General features: G+C 50.4%; 10 protein-coding genes and 1 pseudogene. 7 read left to right on the top strand and 4 right to left on the bottom strand.

Annotated elements, in window-relative coordinates:
* Positions 1 to 80: 80 nt before the first annotated feature.
* Both ppdD and nadC read right to left on the bottom strand, forming a co-directional pair.
* Positions 81 to 446, bottom strand: a pseudogene (gene ppdD, locus JK211_RS09160) (prepilin peptidase-dependent pilin); the annotation flags it as partial.
* Between the two features lie 166 nt (positions 447 to 612).
* A complete protein-coding gene (gene nadC / locus JK211_RS09155) occupies positions 613 to 1,491 on the bottom strand; it encodes a carboxylating nicotinate-nucleotide diphosphorylase (protein WP_212708370.1) in 879 nt (292 codons plus the stop codon).
* A gap of 204 nt (positions 1,492 to 1,695) precedes the next feature.
* Between nadC and ampD the strand changes: the two genes are divergently transcribed.
* Both ampD and ampE read left to right on the top strand, forming a co-directional pair.
* Entirely contained in the window at positions 1,696 to 2,250 is a 555-nt protein-coding gene (gene ampD, locus JK211_RS09150; RefSeq protein ID WP_212708369.1) for a 1,6-anhydro-N-acetylmuramyl-L-alanine amidase AmpD, read from the top strand.
* Positions 2,251 to 2,282: 32 nt separating this feature from the next.
* Entirely contained in the window at positions 2,283 to 3,137 is an 855-nt protein-coding gene (gene ampE / locus JK211_RS09145) for a beta-lactamase regulator AmpE (protein WP_212708368.1), read from the top strand.
* Between the two features lie 121 nt (positions 3,138 to 3,258).
* On the opposite strand, the gene aroP is transcribed toward ampE, so the two are convergent.
* The gene (aroP, locus tag JK211_RS09140; RefSeq protein ID WP_212708367.1) at positions 3,259 to 4,614 is read right to left on the bottom strand and encodes an aromatic amino acid transporter AroP; all 1,356 of its coding nucleotides are present in this window, start codon (positions 4,612 to 4,614) and stop codon (positions 3,259 to 3,261) included.
* Between the two features lie 462 nt (positions 4,615 to 5,076).
* Between aroP and pdhR the strand changes: the two genes are divergently transcribed.
* The 4 genes from pdhR (at position 5,077) to lpdA (ending at position 11,898) form a co-directional block, all read left to right on the top strand.
* Positions 5,077 to 5,841, top strand: coding sequence for a pyruvate dehydrogenase complex transcriptional repressor PdhR (gene pdhR, locus JK211_RS09135; protein ID WP_212708376.1), 765 nt, complete (start codon positions 5,077 to 5,079; stop codon positions 5,839 to 5,841).
* Positions 5,842 to 5,957: 116 nt separating this feature from the next.
* Complete coding sequence (aceE, locus tag JK211_RS09130; protein WP_212708366.1) at positions 5,958 to 8,621, top strand: pyruvate dehydrogenase (acetyl-transferring), homodimeric type; 2,664 nt, start codon at positions 5,958 to 5,960, stop codon at positions 8,619 to 8,621.
* Positions 8,622 to 8,634: 13 nt separating this feature from the next.
* Positions 8,635 to 10,215 (top strand): pyruvate dehydrogenase complex dihydrolipoyllysine-residue acetyltransferase, encoded by a 1,581-nt coding sequence (aceF, locus tag JK211_RS09125; protein WP_212708365.1) that lies wholly within the window; start codon positions 8,635 to 8,637, stop codon positions 10,213 to 10,215.
* Between the two features lie 258 nt (positions 10,216 to 10,473).
* Positions 10,474 to 11,898 (top strand): dihydrolipoyl dehydrogenase, encoded by a 1,425-nt coding sequence (gene lpdA, locus JK211_RS09120; protein WP_212708375.1) that lies wholly within the window; start codon positions 10,474 to 10,476, stop codon positions 11,896 to 11,898.
* Positions 11,899 to 11,970: 72 nt separating this feature from the next.
* Here lpdA and mgtA read toward each other — a convergent pair whose 3' ends face one another.
* Entirely contained in the window at positions 11,971 to 14,670 is a 2,700-nt protein-coding gene (mgtA, locus tag JK211_RS09115; RefSeq protein ID WP_212708364.1) for a magnesium-translocating P-type ATPase, read from the bottom strand.
* 763 nt (positions 14,671 to 15,433) lie between these two features.
* Here mgtA and acnB point away from each other — a divergent pair.
* On the top strand, positions 15,434 to 18,031 hold the full coding sequence (gene acnB, locus JK211_RS09110) for a bifunctional aconitate hydratase 2/2-methylisocitrate dehydratase (protein ID WP_212708363.1): 2,598 nt from the start codon (positions 15,434 to 15,436) through the stop codon (positions 18,029 to 18,031).
* Positions 18,032 to 18,125 lie beyond the last annotated feature (94 nt).

Genomic DNA, 18,125 nt, shown 5'->3' with positions numbered 1-18,125 from the left:
GGCATATGGATACCGGGATAATGAATACTTCTTCCTGAAGATAAAAGCAGCGTTCCCCGGTAAAACGCGATGAACCATTTTTTTTGCCACCGGAAATCGCCTGACTGAGGATCCCATTGGGGGAAAAGTCTGACGGTTAACCCGCTAAGGGTTTCCAGCCCCCGCAGTGTCATTTGCCCATCGCTGATTTGTACTTTTTCAGCATAACGGGACCCCTTAACGCCCGGAATGCCGTAGCTTTCGGCATTGCACCCCTGCACAGTCCCTTTTTCCATACTGCATAATTCAATGGCCGTTTTGTAGGGCATCATCAGTTGCAACATATCGGTGATTGCTGCTTTCTGCAGGTAATTCTGGTAAGCGGGCAGACCGATAGCACTGAGGATGGCGATAATCGCAATAACAATCATCAGCTCGATCAGGGTAAATCCTTGCTGGTTATACATGCGGCTCTCCTTATGGACGGGAAAAGGAGAGTAACTCAGAGATACTCAGTGCCGGGCAGCGAAAATAACAGTACCGGGGATGGCTCAGGGTTAACCGGCTTGTGTTGCATTGAGTTTAAAATCTATAGGGGACAGCTTCAGAAAAAGTCCCCGTTATTCGCGCCGTTTAGCCGGCAGTGGCGATAAATTGCAGGGAGATATCCAGCGGGCGATAATGGCGGATCAGTGAATCTGCAGAAATGTAATCGATACCCGTCAGGCTTAGTTCCTGCAGCTGATCCGGTGAAATATTCCCCCCGGCTTCGAGGAGTATTTGTACGGCACTCTGCCGGACGGCCGTAATAGCATCAAGGGTGTCGCCCCGGGTGAAATTGCGCAGCAGGATAATGTTTGCCCCGGCGCGGATAGCCTCTGCCAGTTGCTCACCGGAAGTGACTTCAATCTCAACTGGCCGATCGGGGTCTATCCAGCGGGCATTTTCTATCGCCTCAGAGACTGATCCACAGGCAATGATATGGTTCTCTTTCAGTGGGATCGTATCGCAAAAATCCAGCCGTTTCGATTGTCCGGCGCCGGTCAGCAACGCATATTTCAGGCTATCGGTCCCGCTGATATTGCTGAGAGTATCGATAAAGCGTGTCACGTCGCCCGATAACAGGCTGATACAGTGCGCTATATGGGTTGCCGCGCCGGATAAGGTCTTTAAAAAACGTAACAGGGTACTTTCTGCACTCAGCAGTACAGCCGCAGGGCCACTGACTGTAGCCAGTGTCTGACCGGTGCGGATATTGTCCGCATCATTTACCTGCCACTGTACGTTAATGCCGGGATCCAGCTGACTAAAAAGTTCATCGACCCATGCTTTGCCACAGAAAATACCGTCTTCCCCGCAACTGATTATCGCCTGACCCTGCCTGTGTTTTGGGATCAGACGGCTGGGGCGGGTATCTTTCAGTGCCTGTTTTACGTATTCGGGAATTTCGGTTTTGATTCGTTCGAGTAACAGCTGATGGCTGTGCTCTGCAGCGTAATGGCTTATCGGCATAAGGAAGTTTGCTCCTTTAGTCACAGGAATAAATACTGTAGCCCGGTGTCTGCCGCGCTGCCAGTTGAATAGCGTAACCAGTTAAGTATTTGGTAACCATATGAATCGTCACAATAAGCATCCATGACTGGCCTCCAATGACGTGAAACAATATCATGGCAGTATTTATGATATTCTCGAACCCTGGCGGAGAACAGCGCGAAGATGAAAATAGAATCAGGCTGGCTGGCAGAGGCCAGAAAGGTACCTTCAGAACATTTTAACCTGCGTCCGGAAGATACCAGCCCCTGGCTGTTGGTGGTACATAATATCAGTCTTCCGCCGGGGGAATTCGGCGGGCCGTGGATTGATCAGTTGTTTACGGGGTGCCTTGATCCTCAGGCTGATCCTTATTTCAGTGAAATTGCCGCCCTGAAGGTGGCCGCCCATTGTCTGATCCGCCGTGACGGGGAAATCGTCCAGTATGTTGCTTTTGATAAACGCGCCTGGCATGCCGGACAATCGTCTTATCAGGGGCAGGACAATTGTAACGATTTCTCCATTGGTATTGAGCTGGAAGGGACGGATGTTCTGCCTTATACAGAACAGCAGTATCATGCCCTTTGTCTGCTGACACGGACACTGATGAAGTACTATCCGATTAAAAGTGAACATATCACCGGACACAGTGATATTGCACCGGGCCGTAAGACAGACCCGGGAGAGGCTTTTGACTGGCAATATTACCGGCAACAACTGCTTGCTATGACGAATAAGTAAACCGGAACCCAATGAGATAAAGGCTGGAAAGCATGACGTTATTTACTTTGTTACTGGTACTTGGCTGGGAGCGTTTATTTAAGCTCGGCGAACACTGGCAGCTCGAACACCGCCTTAAACCTGTATTTCGTGGCCAGACCCATTTTTCGCTGGTGCGTACCGGCGGCATGGTGATTCTGGCGATGCTGATTACACTGGTTGTGGTACACAGCTTGCAGGGGCTGTTGTTTGGTGTTGCTTCGTTAGTACTGTGGGTGCTGGTTGGCGTATTGTGTATTGGCGCCGGTATTACCCGCCAGCACTATCATGCTTACCTGAAATCCGCCAGTACGGATGATAATGCCGCACATCAGGCGATGGCAGAAGAGTTAAGTGTGATACATGGTCTGCCGGAAACCGTGAACCAGCGGGTGTATTTGCGCGAGTTACAGAATGCATTACTGTGGATTAACTACCGTTTTTACCTGGCTCCTTTGTTCTGGTTTGTCGCCGGCGGTCCCTGGGGACCGGTGACTCTGGCAGGTTACGCTTTTTTACGTGCCTGGCAGGGATGGCTGGCGGCCCATCATACGGCGGCTGAACGTGAACAGTCGGGAGTCGACCGTCTGCTGTTTATCGCAGACTGGATTCCGGTTCGCCTGGCGGGGCTGGCCTATGCTTTGCTGGGCCACGGGGAAAAAGCGTTACCGGCATGGCTGAAGTTTCTGACTGATTTTCGTCGTAAACCTTATCAGGTACTGACACAGCTTGCTCAGTTTTCGCTGGAGCGTGATCCCTGCAACGATAAAGTCGAAAAGCCGCGTATGGCGGTGGCGCTGGCGAAACGTATTACACTGGTACTGGTGGTGGTGGTGGCACTGCTGACTATTAGCGGTGCATTGTTATAAGTGTGTTGTCCCCGTCAGCCAGTAAAAAAAACGGGCCCGCTAAGTATTACCGGGCCCGTTTTTTATGGTGTCCTGCCGGTCCCCCGCAGACGGGAGAGCGCGTCTTTTTCTGCAGTAATGGTCAGAGAGTGCGACGCTTAACGGTGAACAGATAGCCGATGGCCAGAATTATCAGCCAGACCGGGATGAGCCAGACCGAAATAGCCATACCGGGAGTGATTGCCATAACCACCAGGATTGCAGCGAGGAACAGCAGGCAGATCCAGTTACCAACCGGGTAGAACAGTGCCCTGAAACGGGTGATAACACCCTGCTTATCTTTCGCTTTACGGAACTTCAGGTGTGCCAGACTGATCATTGCCCAGTTGATTACCAGTGCGGATACCACCAGTGACATCAGTAAACCAAAGGCTTTCGCTGGCATCAGGTAATTAATCAGGACACCGATAGCAGTGGCAAACGCCGACAGCCCTAAAGCTATATAGGGGACGCCACGACGGTCAACTTTCAGTAACGCGCGCGGACCATTGCCCTGTTTTGCCAGACCGTACAGCATACGGCTGTTACTGTATACACAGCTGTTATATACAGATAAAGCGGCTGTCAGGATCACCACGTTCAGGGCGTTAGCCACCAGGCTGTCGCCCAGTTCATGGAAGATCAGTACAAACGGACTGCCGCCTTCAACAACTTTGGTCCACGGATATAAGGATAACAGTATTGTCAGAGAGCCAATATAAAAAATCAGGATCCGGTACAGGACCTGGTTGGTGGCTTTCGGAATACTTTTTTCAGGGTTGTCTGCTTCAGCAGCCGTAATCCCTACCAGTTCAAGCCCGCCAAACGAGAACATTATGACTGCCATCGACATCACCAGTCCGGTGATACCGTGCGGGAAAAATCCGCCTGCCTGCCATATATTGGTTACTGAAGCATCGGGTCCGCCAGTACCGCTAAACAGCAGCCAGCCACCGAATATAATCATACTGACCACTGCCACCACTTTGATAATGGAAAACCAGAACTCCATTTCACCATAGACTTTAACGTTGGTCAGATTGATGGCATTAATCAGCACAAAGAAGATAGCTGCAGAAACCCAGGTAGGGATTTCCGGCCACCAGTACTGGATGTAAACACCGACAGCCGTAAGTTCTGCCATGGCGACCAGCACGTACAGTACCCAGTAATTCCAGCCGGAAGCAAAGCCGGCAAAACTGCCCCAGTATTTATAAGCAAAGTGGCTGAATGACCCGGCAACCGGTTCTTCAACTACCATTTCGCCCAGCTGGCGCATAATCAAAAAGGCGATAAATCCGCCAATGGCATAACCCAGCAGAACAGAAGGCCCGGCCATTTTAATTGTTTGTGCAATCCCCAGAAACAGGCCGGTACCAATAGCGCCACCCAGAGCGATCAACTGAATATGGCGGTTTTTCAACCCCCTGTTCAGTGTGTCCTCTTGCTGTTTTTCCATAAAAACCTCGTAATAATGAATAACACTGCGATCCGCAGTAACAGATGCAGCTATTTATTGACTATGATTATTATTTTACCCTGTGACCCCCGGTAGCAGTACCTGTCGGTCCGCGCATCAGAATAGTGATAAGTCAGGTGCTTTGCACCTTGCTTTTGTTGTTTCGTGCGCAAAAGGAGAGAATTGTCATCAGCTTGCAGAGTGGAGAATATAACACAGGGTGGCAGAGCATTTGTTTTCAAACATATTTATCCGGAAAATAAATGCAGATTATCTGCACAACCGCCGAATACTCCTCTGAATGCTGACCTGAAATCTGACAATAACCAGATTTGATCCTTCCGGAAACGTGATTGCAGAATATAGACACCTGGTAAATAGTTTGTTACTTTACCGCCATATTCTGTCAATTGGTAATACCAATTATCCGGAACCCGGTCAGGAAGATAAAAATCATCTGTGATGGCATATAACAAAATCCGACAACCTAAGCTGTCTGATGTGATTGAACAGCAGCTGGAATCGCTTATTATGGAAGGTTCCCTGTGTCCGGGAGAGCAACTCCCCCCGGAGCGTGAACTGGCCCGCCAATTTGAAGTGTCGCGTCCCTCGGTACGTGAGGCTATTCTGCGTCTTGAGGCCAGAGGCCTGTTGCTACGTCGTCAGGGCGGAGGAACCTTTGTGCAAAGTGACCTCTGGCACAGTGTAAGCGATCCGCTGGTCGGTTTACTGGCAAACTCTTCTGAATCCCGCTTTGATCTGCTGGAAACGCGCCATGCGCTGGAAGGGATCGCTGCGTATTATGCAGCATTACGCGGGACCGAAGAAGACTTACTGCGCATTCGTGAATACTATCTCCGTATCCGTCAGGCACAGGATAGCGGGAATCTGGATGCTGAAGCCGATGCTGTCATTAAATATCAAATAACGGTCACTGAAGCCGCCCATAATGCGGTATTACTCCATCTGGTACGTGCGATGGGGCCGTTACTTGAGCAAAATGTCCGGCAAAATTTTGAAATCCTCTACTTACGCCGCGATATGCTGGCGAAAGTGAGCGGGCACCGCGCCAGAATATTTGAGGCGATTATTGCACGAGAGCCGGAAAAAGCCCGTGAAGAATCACACTCACACCTGGCGTTTATTGAGGAAATATTGCTGGACAGAAGCCGGGAGCAAAGCCGGCGGGAACGTTCATTAAGGCGTCTCCAGCAACGCAAGGATTAGGCACATTGAGGTGTGCAATAAAGATAGGGTTATCGCGGTTCTGTACCCTGAAAGACGGCCGTTACAGATAACCTTATTAAAAATCAACGTAATAGACACAGATAAGGAATAACCCCATGTCAGAACGTTTACCTAATGACGTGGATCCGATTGAAACCCGCGACTGGCTACAGGCGCTCGAATCGGTCATCCGTGAAGAAGGTGTTGAACGCGCTCAGTACTTAATTGATCAGGTACTGGATGCTGCACGCAAAGGTGGTGTGAATGTTGCAGCCGGAGTAACGGCACACAACTATGTCAATACTATTGCTGTTGAAGATGAACCGGAATACCCGGGGAATCAGTCACTGGAGCGACGCATTCGTTCAGCCATTCGCTGGAATGCTATTATGGCCGTATTACGTGCTTCCAAAAAAGATTTGGAACTGGGCGGACATATGTCGTCTTTCCAGTCTTCGGCAACTATCTACGAAGTGTGTTTTAACCACTTTTTCCGTGCCCGTACGGCACAGGATGGTGGCGACCTGGTGTATTTCCAGGGACATATTTCTCCGGGAATTTACTCCCGTGCGTTCCTGGAAGGTCGTCTGACCGAAGAGCAGATGAATAACTTCCGTCAGGAAGTACATGGCAAGGGATTATCTTCCTATCCACACCCGAAACTGATGCCGGATTTCTGGCAGTTCCCGACCGTCTCTATGGGGCTGGGGCCACTGGCTGCGATCTATCAGGCTAAATTCCTGAAATATCTGGAACATCGCGGGCTGAAAAAGACATCAGCGCAGACGGTGTATGCCTTCCTTGGTGATGGTGAAATGGATGAGCCGGAATCCAAAGGGGCCATTACCATTGCGACCCGTGAAAAACTGGATAATCTGGTCTTTATCATTAACTGTAACCTGCAGCGACTGGATGGTCCGGTGACAGGTAACGGTAAAATCATTAATGAGCTGGACGGTATTTTTGCCGGAGCCGGCTGGGAAGTGATTAAAGTCATCTGGGGCGATCGCTGGGATGAACTGCTGCGTAAAGATACCAGTGGTAAGCTGATCCAGCTAATGAACGAAACCGTGGATGGCGATTATCAGACCTTTAAATCGAAGAACGGCGCGTATGTCCGTGAACATTTCTTTGGTAAATATCCGGAAACGGCTGAGTTAGTCAAAGATATGACCGATGATGAGATCTGGTCTCTGAACCGTGGTGGTCATGACCCGAAAAAAGTCTATGCGGCACTGAAAAAAGCACAGGACACTCAGGGCAAACCGGTGGTTATTCTGGCGCATACTGTGAAAGGCTACGGTATGGGTGAAACGGCGGAAGGTAAGAATATTGCTCACCAGGTGAAAAAGATGAATATGGATGGCGTACGCTATATCCGTGATCGTTTTAATGTCCCTGTCAGTGATGAGAATATCGAAAGCCTGCCGTACATTACCTTCGAGGAAGGTTCTGAAGAATATAACTATCTGCATGGTCAGCGCGAAAAACTGGGCGGATATCTGCCGAGTCGTCAGGAGAAATTCTCTGAGAAGCTGGCTATTCCTGCTCTGGACGAATTTAAATCCTTGCTGGAAGAACAGAATAAAGAAATCTCTACCACCATCGCTTTCGTGCGTGCACTGAATGTGATGCTGAAAAATCCTTCGATCAAAGATCGTCTGGTACCTATTCTTGCCGATGAAGCCCGTACCTTTGGTATGGAAGGACTGTTCCGGCAGATCGGTATCTATAGCCCGAACGGTCAGCAATATACCCCTCAGGATCGTGAGCAGGTCGCGTACTATAAAGAAGACGAGAAAGGTCAGATCCTGCAGGAAGGGATTAACGAACTGGGTGCCGGGGCGTCCTGGCTGGCGGCTGCAACATCGTACAGCACCAACAACCTGCCAATGATCCCGTTCTACATCTACTACTCAATGTTTGGTTTCCAGCGTATCGGCGATTTATGCTGGGCTGCCGGCGATCAGCAGGCCCGCGGGTTCCTGGTGGGCGGAACATCAGGCCGTACAACACTGAACGGTGAAGGTCTGCAGCATGAAGATGGCCACAGTCATATTCAGTCTCTGACTATCCCTAACTGTATTTCGTATGACCCGGCATATGCTTATGAAGTGGCCGTGATTATGCATGACGGTCTGGAGCGGATGTACGGTGACGCTCAGGAAAATGTCTACTACTACATCACGACCCTGAACGAAAACTACCATATGCCAGCGATGCCGGCAGGTGCCGAAGAGGGTATCCGTAAAGGTATTTATAAGCTGGATACAGTTGCAGGCAGTAAAGGTAAAGTTCAGTTGCTGGGATCAGGTTCCATCCTGCGTCATGTTCGTGAAGCAGCAGAAATTCTGGCCAAAGACTACGGTGTAGGCTCTGATATCTACAGTGTGACTTCCTTCACCGAACTGGCCCGTGACGGACAGGATTGTGAACGCTGGAATATGCTGCATCCGACCGAAACACCGCGTGTGCCTTATATTGCACAGGTAATGGATGATGCGCCGGCGGTGGCGTCCACCGATTATATGAAACTGTTTGCAGAGCAGGTACGTAACTATATCCCTGCCAGTGATTATCGAGTGCTGGGGACCGACGGATTTGGCCGCTCCGACAGCCGCGAAAATCTGCGTCATCATTTTGAAGTGGATGCTTCTTATGTGGTGGTGGCTGCTCTGGGTGAACTGGCTAAACGTGGTGAAATTGATAAAAATGTGGTGGCTGAAGCTATCCGCAAATTCGATATCCATGCAGATAAAGTCAACCCGCGTCTGGCATAAGAGGTAATTATTGATGTCTATCGAAATCAACGTACCGGATATCGGTTCCGATGAAGTTGAAGTCACCGAGATTCTGGTGAAAGTGGGTGATAAGGTTGAGACAGAACAGTCCCTTATCACGGTAGAAGGGGACAAGGCATCGATGGAGGTGCCGTCACCACAGGCGGGTGTGATTAAAGAAATCAGAGTGAATATCGGTGACAAAGTTGCCACCGGATCACTGATCATGATCTTTGACACGGCAGATTCACAACAGTCACCTGCACCCGCAGATGCTCCGGCACCACAGGCTGAAAGCGCTCCGGCTTCTGCCGCAATGCAGGCGAAAGAAGTGAATGTCCCTGATATTGGTGGCGACGAAGTTGAAGTCACTGAAATTATGGTCAAAGTCGGTGACAAGGTTGAAACTGAGCAATCACTGATAACCGTTGAAGGCGACAAAGCGTCAATGGAAGTCCCTGCGCCTTTTGCCGGAACAGTTAAAGAAATCCGGATTGCCACCGGTGATAAAGTCAGTACCGGGTCATTAATCATGGTATTTGACGTTGCCGGTACTAACAATGCGCCGCAGCCAGCCGCGGCAGCGGCCGAAGCTTCGCCTGCTGCACCGGCAACCGCGCCAGCACCGGCACCGGTGAAAACGGCACCGCCGGCAGCAGCGGGCGACTTCGCAGAAAATGATGCCTATGTGCATGCGACTCCGGTGATCCGTCGTCTTGCGCGGGAATTCGGGGTTAACCTGGCGAAAGTCAAAGGGACCGGCCGTAAGCAACGTATTCTGCGTGAAGACGTTCAGGCCTATGTAAAAGAAGCGGTGAAGCGTGCCGAGTCACCTGCCGCTGGCGGGATCAGCGGTATGCTGCCATGGCCAAAAGTCGATTTCAGCAAATTTGGTGATATCGAAGAAGTTGAACTGGGACGCATCCAGAAGCTTTCGGGGGCTAACCTGAGCCGTAACTGGATGATGATCCCGCATGTGACACACTTCGACGAAGCAGATATCACAGAACTGGAAGCGTTCCGCAAGCAGCAGAATGCGGACGCCGGGAAACAAAAACTGGAGGTCAAAATCACTCCGGTTGTGTTTATTATGAAAGCGGTTGCTAAAGCGCTGGAAGCTTTCCCGCGGTTTAACAGTTCAATTTCTGAAGATGCGCAACGTTTAACCCTGAAGAAATATATTAATATCGGGGTAGCCGTTGATACACCTAACGGACTGGTGGTCCCGGTATTCCGTGATGTGAACAAAAAAGGCATTCTTGAGTTATCCCGTGAACTTATGGAGATATCCCAAAAGGCCCGTGGCGGAAAACTGACCTCCGGTGATATGCAGGGCGGATGCTTTACCATCTCCAGCCTTGGCGGACTGGGTACTACCTCGTTCACTCCGATAGTTAACGCGCCTGAAGTGGCTATCCTTGGTGTTTCTAAGTCCGCGATGAAACCTGTATGGAATGGTAAAGAGTTTACTCCGCGTCTGATGCTGCCACTGTCGTTATCTTTTGACCACCGGGTCATTGATGGTGCAGACGGTGCACGCTTCATTACTTATATTAATCAGGTACTGTCAGATATTCGTCGCCTGGTAATGTAATGCAGGGCAGATAAGGCCGGTGAACACCGGCCTTATTGGTATATAAAGACAGTGACAGGTCCCTTTTCGGCGTTGGCAGCCCTGTCCGGCAGCGGTTTCCCGGCGCAGGAAAAGGCGCCGGTCAGTTCAGATAAAGCTGTTTGCAGTTTGTTAACAATTCTGTAAACTCTTGCGCTAAATGCGTCCCGGTGGCTAGCTGGACGTTATCACTGATAACAACTGACGTCGGACCGCCGGATAGTCAAATAAGAGGTCATGATGAGTACAGAGATTAAAACCCAGGTCGTGGTACTTGGCGCAGGCCCTGCAGGGTACTCTGCGGCTTTCCGCTGCGCCGATTTAGGATTAGAAACCGTTCTGGTTGAACGCTACAGCACCCTGGGCGGTGTATGTCTTAATGTCGGTTGTATCCCTTCCAAAGCATTGTTGCATGTTGCTAAAGTCATCGAAGAAGCGAAGGCACTGGAAGCTCACGGGATTGTCTTCGGACAGCCAAAAACCGATATTGATAAAGTCCGTACCTGGAAAGAGAAAGTGATTAATCAGCTGACCGGCGGATTAGCTGGTATGGCAAAAGGCCGTAAAGTGACTGTGGTCAATGGTATCGGTAAATTCACCGGTGCGAATACCCTGCTGGTCGAAGGTGAAAACGGCGCGACCACGGTTAATTTTGATAATGCGATTATTGCTGCGGGTTCACGTCCGGTAAAACTGCCATTTATTCCTCATGATGATCCAAGAGTCTGGGACTCTACGGATGCACTGGAACTGAAAACCGTCCCTGAACGCCTGCTGGTGATGGGCGGAGGAATTATCGGTCTGGAAATGGGAACCGTGTATCATGCCCTGGGTTCTCAGATTGATGTTGTCGAAATGTTTGATCAGGTTATCCCGGCAGCAGATAAAGATGTGGTCAGAGTCTTCACGAAACGCATCAGTAAGCAGTTCAGACTGATGCTGGAAACCAAAGTAACTCAGGTTGAAGCCAAAGAGGACGGGATCTACGTCTCAATGGAAGGCAAAAATGCCCCGGCAGAGCCGCAGCGTTATGATGCTGTACTGGTAGCGATCGGCCGAGTGCCTAACGGTAAAAACCTTGATGCCGGTCAGGCGGGCGTTGAAGTCGATGAGCGCGGCTTTATTCAGGTGGATAAGCAAATGCGCACCAATGTGCCGCATATCTTTGCTATCGGTGATATTGTCGGACAGCCAATGCTGGCCCATAAAGGGGTACACGAAGGGCATGTGGCCGCAGAAGTTATTTCCGGTAAAAAACACTATTTTGATCCGAAAGTGATTCCGTCAATTGCCTATACGGAGCCGGAAGTTGCCTGGGTGGGGCTGACTGAAAAAGAAGCCAAAGAGAAAGGCATCAGCTATGAAGTTTCTGTCTTCCCATGGGCAGCGTCGGGACGTGCAATTGCTTCCGACTGTGCCGACGGCATGACTAAACTGATTTTCGATAAAGAATCTCATAGGGTTATCGGCGGAGCGATTGTCGGGACAAATGGCGGTGAATTGTTAGGCGAAATCGGACTGGCGATCGAAATGGGTTGTGATGCTGAAGATATTGCGTTAACTATCCATGCACACCCTACATTGCACGAGTCTGTAGGCCTGGCGGCAGAGGTTTATGAAGGCAGTATCACTGACCTGCCTAATCCGAAAGCCGGCAAAAAGTAACTGTATAACATATGTCAGAAACGGCTCCGGTGGAGCCGTTTTTTTTGTTTCCGGAGCCCGGTTCTGCCGGGGCTAAAACCATTGACCGAAACGACGGCAATACAGCTGTTTCATCACCTGGCTCAGTAAACAGTAACCGGCAAGGATCAGGATCAGCCACGGGAAATAGGCCAGTGGTAATGCCTGTAAGTGGAAGTTTGCGGCCAGCGGCGAATAAGGTAATGCAATCCCGATAATCACCACGACCAGAGTACTGAGCAATACCGGCCAGCGGGCACAACTCTGAATAAACGGAATTTTTCGTGTCCGGAGCATATGAACCACCAGTGTTTGTGATAATAAGCCTTCGACAAACCAGCCAGACTGGAACAATGATTGTGTTTCGCTGCTGTGGGCAGCAAATATATGCCACATCACAGCGAAGGTTGCGACATCGAACACGGAGGAGACGGGTCCCATAAACAGCATAAACCGGCCGATGTTCCCGGCATCCCATTGGCGTGGTTTAGCAACGAACTCTTCATCCATCCGGTCCCACGGTAGCAGCATTTGTGAGATATCATAAATCAGGTTTTGCAGCAGTAACTGTATTGCCAGCATCGGCATAAAGGGGATAAAAGCACTGGCGATTAATACCGAAAATACGTTGCCGAAATTAGAACTGGCAGTGATATTCAGGTATTTGATGATATTGCCGAAGGTCTGGCGGCCAATTCTGACCCCTTGCTCCAGTACCTGAAGATCCTTCTCCAGCAAAATGATGTCCGCTGCACTCTGGGCTATTTGTGTTGCATTCTCTACCGAAATACCGACATCAGCCGCATGCAAGGCAGCAGCATCATTGATGCCATCACCAAGAAAACCGACAGTATGCCCTGATTGCTGTAACAGGGTGACGATACGGGTTTTATCGGTTGGTGTCAGCCGGGCAAAAATCGTATGGCTGGCCAGTTTCTGTTGCAGACTGTGGTCATCCATGGCGGCAATCTCCGGGCCCTGTAACGGGGTTCCGGCTGACAGGCCTAAATCACGGCAGATTTTTTCGGTCACCTCAGCGTTATCCCCGGTCAGTACTTTCACGTCAACGCCATGGTCTTTCAGTGACCGTAAAGCCAGGTCGGCCCCTTGTTTTACCGGATCAAGGAATAACAGTACACCACACAGAGTTAAATCCTGTTCGTCTTTATCATTCAGGCGGCGTAATGAATGTTCGGCATCCAGGGTTTTACTTCCGAGGAGTAATACCCGATATCCCTGACGGTTATAGGCGGCAATCCGGTCCCGGAACTGCTGGCGCAGTGCCGGGGTCAGCAGTTGCTCTTTCCCACCGGTCTGAACGTTCAGACAACGGGCCAGCATTTCTTCACTGGCCCCTTTGCTGATCAACTGCTGACGACCATGGTCATCATAAACAGAGACTGACAGGCAGCGGCGGGTGAAGTCGAAAGGCAGCTCATCTGCTTTTCTGATATGCATCAACCGGCGGGATATTCCCTGCTGCCCAGCAAACTGACAGACAGCCCGGTCCATCGGGTTGTCAATTCCTTGCTGAAAATGACTATTCAGCCAGGCCATTTCCGCGATCTGTAAATTTTCTTCACCGTCAGGAGTCAGAGCTTGCTCCAGCACGATATTATCGTCAGTAAGGGTACCGGTTTTATCCGTACACAGAATATTCATCGCCCCGAGGTTCTGAATAGCATTGATGCGTTTAACCACCACTTTTCTGGCAGCCAGCGCCATGGCACCTTTTGCCAGGTTGGTGCTGACTATCATCGGTAACATTTCAGGAGTCAGCCCGACGGCCACCGCCAGTGAGAAGAACAGGGCTTCGGTCCATTCGCCCTTGGTAAAACCATTGATCAGGAAAACGATCGGCACCATCAGTACCATAAAGCGGATCAGTAACCAGCTGACACTGTTCACTCCTTTATCAAAAGAAGTTTTGGGAGCTGCACCGGCAACTTTACCCGCCAGCGAACCAAACCAGGTCTGTTCACCGATAGCGACAACCACGGCCGTCGCTGAACCACTCAGTACACTGGTACTCATTAGTGCGATAGCGGGCTGATGCAGCACGATATTTTCGCTGATAACTTCCGGCATCTCTGCGGCTTCTGGCCGGGCATGTTTTTCTACCGGTAAGGTTTCTCCGGTCAGCGATGACTGATTCAGTTGCAGAGAGTTGGTTTCCAGTAAGCGCAAGTCAGCAGGAATAATGTCACCGGCACTGAGCAAGACAATATCGCCGGGTACCAGCAGATGACGCGGTATTTTGAGGAGTACCGGCTGATGATGTTGATCCTGACGGCGTACGGTCACGGTGACTTCGACAAGAGAGTTCAGTGCTTCAGCGGCTTTGTTGGTACGGAATTCCTGGATAAAGCGCAGCAGAGTACTGAACAGGATCATACAGCCCATGATAGTTACACTGGTAAGATCGGTTTCTTCTCCTGCACTACGCGGGATCCAGTAGTCAGTGATAAAGCTGACAGCGGTTAACGCCAGCAACACATAGATAAACGGGTTATTAAACGCCAGCAGCCATTGCAGTAACGCCGGAGGTGCTTTTTTTACCGCAATTTCGTTCGGGCCAAACTGCGACTGACGGGCCGCGACCTGCTGTTCATCTAATCCTTCTGTAGTGGCAGCCAGGGATTGCAGGGTTGCTTCGGTACTGGTGGCAATATGGCGGGCAATCAGCCAGTCATTTTGTATTGCCAGTTGTTTTTTCCCCTGCACTGGCAGAGCGGAATTTATAATCTGAGTCATCTCTTTATGTCCGTTTGGTTGCTGCCAGGGCACGCTTCACAGCGGCAGAGGGCAGTCAGTCGTTGAGATGCGTTGCAGATTTTTCGGGGATCAGGCGGGAATACCCCTGCAACGCGTATAACGTTGCCTCGTCGGGTCATCATCCATTGTTGGCTCCTTGATGGGTGGTACTAAAGGGCAGTGCTGTGGTACAAAAAATTATGCTGGCTGGTGTATACGGAATATACCCGGGGGAAAAAGGGTGTGGGTAATCATTGGGGATAACCTCGTCTGAGAAAAAGTGGGACAGGCGGGGCGTATTGCTCGCTGTCTGCCAGGGAGGCAGACAAACAACTATCTGCCCTTGTTTATTCGGTAACTGTTCAAGGGATATTCCTGTAAATAAAGACGGGCAAAATATAAGGTTTTTATTATTACCGGTAAACCTGTAACTTAAACCACGGGTCAACCAGCGTAAATTTTATCCGCTGTGCGGGCCGCAGGGCCTTATACGGAGAGTGACCCGTGTGGTTATATTTTGTGATTATGTTTCAGTAGTGGTGCAGGGCTTTGTTTTAATGTATTTATTTATCAGACAATTATATAAAAAAATAGCAATATCACTGCGGCAGATAGATGTTGATTTTTTGTAAACAGATTAACAACTGTCCGCGATACTGATATGCTGCCGAAGCGGAACCGGACACCGTTACCCTGCACAGATAAAATTTTAAGTGGTGATCCCGGCGCCCGGAAGTCAAACAATGTGAGTGAGGAGAACGTCGTGCTAGAAGAATACCGTAAGCACGTTGCCGAACGTGCTGCCCAGGGAATTGTTCCAAAACCCTTAGACGCAACCCAAATGGCGGCACTGGTTGAACTGCTTAAAATTCCGCCAAAGGGCGAGGAAGAATTTCTTACAGACTTATTAATAAATCGGGTGCCGCCAGGGGTTGATGAAGCCGCTTACGTAAAAGCCGGTTTTCTGGCCGCAATTACCAAAGGTGAAGCGGTTTCTCCGCTGATCACCCCGCAAAAAGCGGTCGAATTGCTCGGGACGATGCAGGGCGGATATAACATTCACCCGCTGATTGATGCGCTGGATGACGACAAGCTGGCCGCCGGTGCCGCAAAAGCCCTCTCTCATACCCTGCTGATGTTTGACAGTTTCTATGATGTGGAAGAAAAAGCCAAAGCGGGTAACCGTTATGCACAACAGGTCATGAAATCCTGGGCCGATGCTGAATGGTATCTTTCCCGCCCGCAGCTGGCAGAAAAAATTACCCTGACCGTGTTTAAAGTTACCGGTGAAACGAATACGGATGATCTGTCCCCGGCCCCGGATGCCTGGTCACGACCGGATATTCCGCTGCATGCGCTGGCGATGCTGAAGATCCCCCGTGAAGGTATTGAACCCGATGATGCCGGCACTCTCGGACCGATTAAACAAATCGAAGCGTTGCAAAACAAAGGCTTTCCGCTGGTATATACGGGGGATGTTGTCGGTACCGGTTCTTCGCGTAAATCGGCCACCAACTCGGTATTGTGGTTTATGGGGGAAGATATTCCCTATGTGCCGAATAAAAAAGGCGGGGGTCTGGTATTGGGCGGTAAAATTGCGCCGATCTTCTTTAATACGATGGAAGATGCGGGGGCATTACCGATCGAACTGGATGTCAGTAAGCTGAATATGGGCGATGTCATTGATGTTTATCCGTATAAGGGTGAAGTCCGTCGTCATGACAACGATCAATTACTGGATACCTTTTCACTGAAAACAGAAGTATTGCTGGATGAAGTCCGTGCCGGCGGCCGGATCCCGCTGATTATCGGGCGTGGTCTGACTGCGCGTGCCCGTGAATCTCTTGGGCTGCCACACAGTGATGTATTCCGCAAGGCGAAGGATGTTGAGAAAAGCAGCCGGGGTTTCTCGCTGGCCCAGAAAATGGTTGGTCGTGCCTGTGGCGTTACCGGGATCCGTCCGGGTGAATATTGCGAGCCTAAAATGACCTCGGTCGGGTCCCAGGATACTACTGGCCCGATGACCCGTGATGAGCTGAAAGATCTTGCCTGTCTGGGCTTCTCCGCCGACCTGGTGATGCAGTCATTTTGCCATACGGCAGCGTACCCGAAACCGGTTGACGTTGCGATGCAGCATTCATTGCCGGACTTTATTATGAACCGCGGCGGGGTTTCACTGCGTCCGGGGGACGGGATTATACATAGCTGGCTAAACCGGATGTTATTGCCGGATACTGTCGGGACTGGCGGTGATTCTCATACCCGATTCCCGATTGGTATTTCTTTCCCTGCCGGTTCCGGGCTGGTCGCTTTTGCGGCTGCAACAGGGGTTATGCCACTGGATATGCCTGAGTCGGTATTAGTCCGTTTTAGCGGAAAAATGCAGCCGGGCATCACTCTGCGTGATCTGGTCCATGCTATCCCGTTATATGCCATCAGACAGGGACTGCTGACTGTTGAGAAAAAAGGGAAGAAAAATATTTTCTCCGGCCGGATACTGGAGATAGAAGGTCTGCCGGATCTGAAAGCCGAGCAGGCATTTGAGTTGTCAGATGCATCAGCAGAACGTTCAGCTGCGGGATGCACCATTAAACTGGATAAAGCGCCGATTATTGAGTACCTGAATTCAAATATTGTGCTGCTGAAATGGATGATTGCTGAAGGTTACGGTGACCGCCGTACTATCGAACGCCGTATTCAGGGAATGGAAAAATGGCTGGCGGACCCGCAGTTACTGGAAGCTGATACAGACGCAGAATATGCTGCCGTTATTGATATCGATCTGAATGAGATCACCCAGCCGATCCTCTGCGCACCGAACGATCCTGATGATGCCCGCTTATTATCAGACGTGCAGGGCACAAAAATTGATGAAGTCTTTATTGGTTCCTGCATGACAAATATTGGTCACTTCAGGGCTGCAGGTAAATTGCTGGACAGTCAGAAAGGCCAGATGCCCACCCGGCTGTGGGTGGCTCCGCCGACCAAAATGGATGCTGCGCAACTGACCGAAGAAGGGTACTACAGTATCTTTGGGAAAAGTGGTGCCCGTGTGGAAATCCCGGGATGTTCACTATGTATGGGAAACCAGGCGAGGGTGGCTGATGGGGCGACAGTGGTCTCTACCTCAACCCGTAACTTCCCTAACCGGCTGGGGAATGGTGCAAATGTTTACCTGGCCTCAGCAGAACTGGCAGCCATCTCATCGTTACTGGGCAAACTGCCTTCCCCGGAAGAGTACCAGCACTATATGGCGCAGGTGGATCAAACGGCCAGTGATACCTACCGTTATCTGAACTTTGACCGTCTGAGTCAGTATACGGAAAAAGCCGACGGCGTTATTTTCCAGAGCGCAGTCTGATGTGACGAAAAACGGCCACTGACATACGAAAAAGCACCGCTTGCGCGGTGCTTTTTTTTATCCTTACCGGGGGCAGGATACTGTCATATCTTTC

This window comes from Tatumella sp. JGM130, assembly GCF_018257525.1.
In the GTDB taxonomy this organism is placed as follows: domain Bacteria; phylum Pseudomonadota; class Gammaproteobacteria; order Enterobacterales; family Enterobacteriaceae; genus Tatumella; species Tatumella punctata.
The sequence above is the reverse complement of the archived record's forward strand: the minus strand, read 5'-3'. Positions and strand labels throughout refer to the sequence as shown.

Coding starts and splice junctions, on each gene's coding strand:
- nadC (WP_212708370.1), bottom strand. CDS start 1,491: ATGCCGATAAGCCATTACGCTGCAGAGCACAGCCATCAGCTGTTACTC.
- ampD (WP_212708369.1), top strand. CDS start 1,696: ATGAAAATAGAATCAGGCTGGCTGGCAGAGGCCAGAAAGGTACCTTCA.
- ampE (WP_212708368.1), top strand. CDS start 2,283: ATGACGTTATTTACTTTGTTACTGGTACTTGGCTGGGAGCGTTTATTT.
- aroP (WP_212708367.1), bottom strand. CDS start 4,614: ATGGAAAAACAGCAAGAGGACACACTGAACAGGGGGTTGAAAAACCGC.
- pdhR (WP_212708376.1), top strand. CDS start 5,077: ATGGCATATAACAAAATCCGACAACCTAAGCTGTCTGATGTGATTGAA.
- aceE (WP_212708366.1), top strand. CDS start 5,958: ATGTCAGAACGTTTACCTAATGACGTGGATCCGATTGAAACCCGCGAC.
- aceF (WP_212708365.1), top strand. CDS start 8,635: ATGTCTATCGAAATCAACGTACCGGATATCGGTTCCGATGAAGTTGAA.
- lpdA (WP_212708375.1), top strand. CDS start 10,474: ATGAGTACAGAGATTAAAACCCAGGTCGTGGTACTTGGCGCAGGCCCT.
- mgtA (WP_212708364.1), bottom strand. CDS start 14,670: ATGACTCAGATTATAAATTCCGCTCTGCCAGTGCAGGGGAAAAAACAA.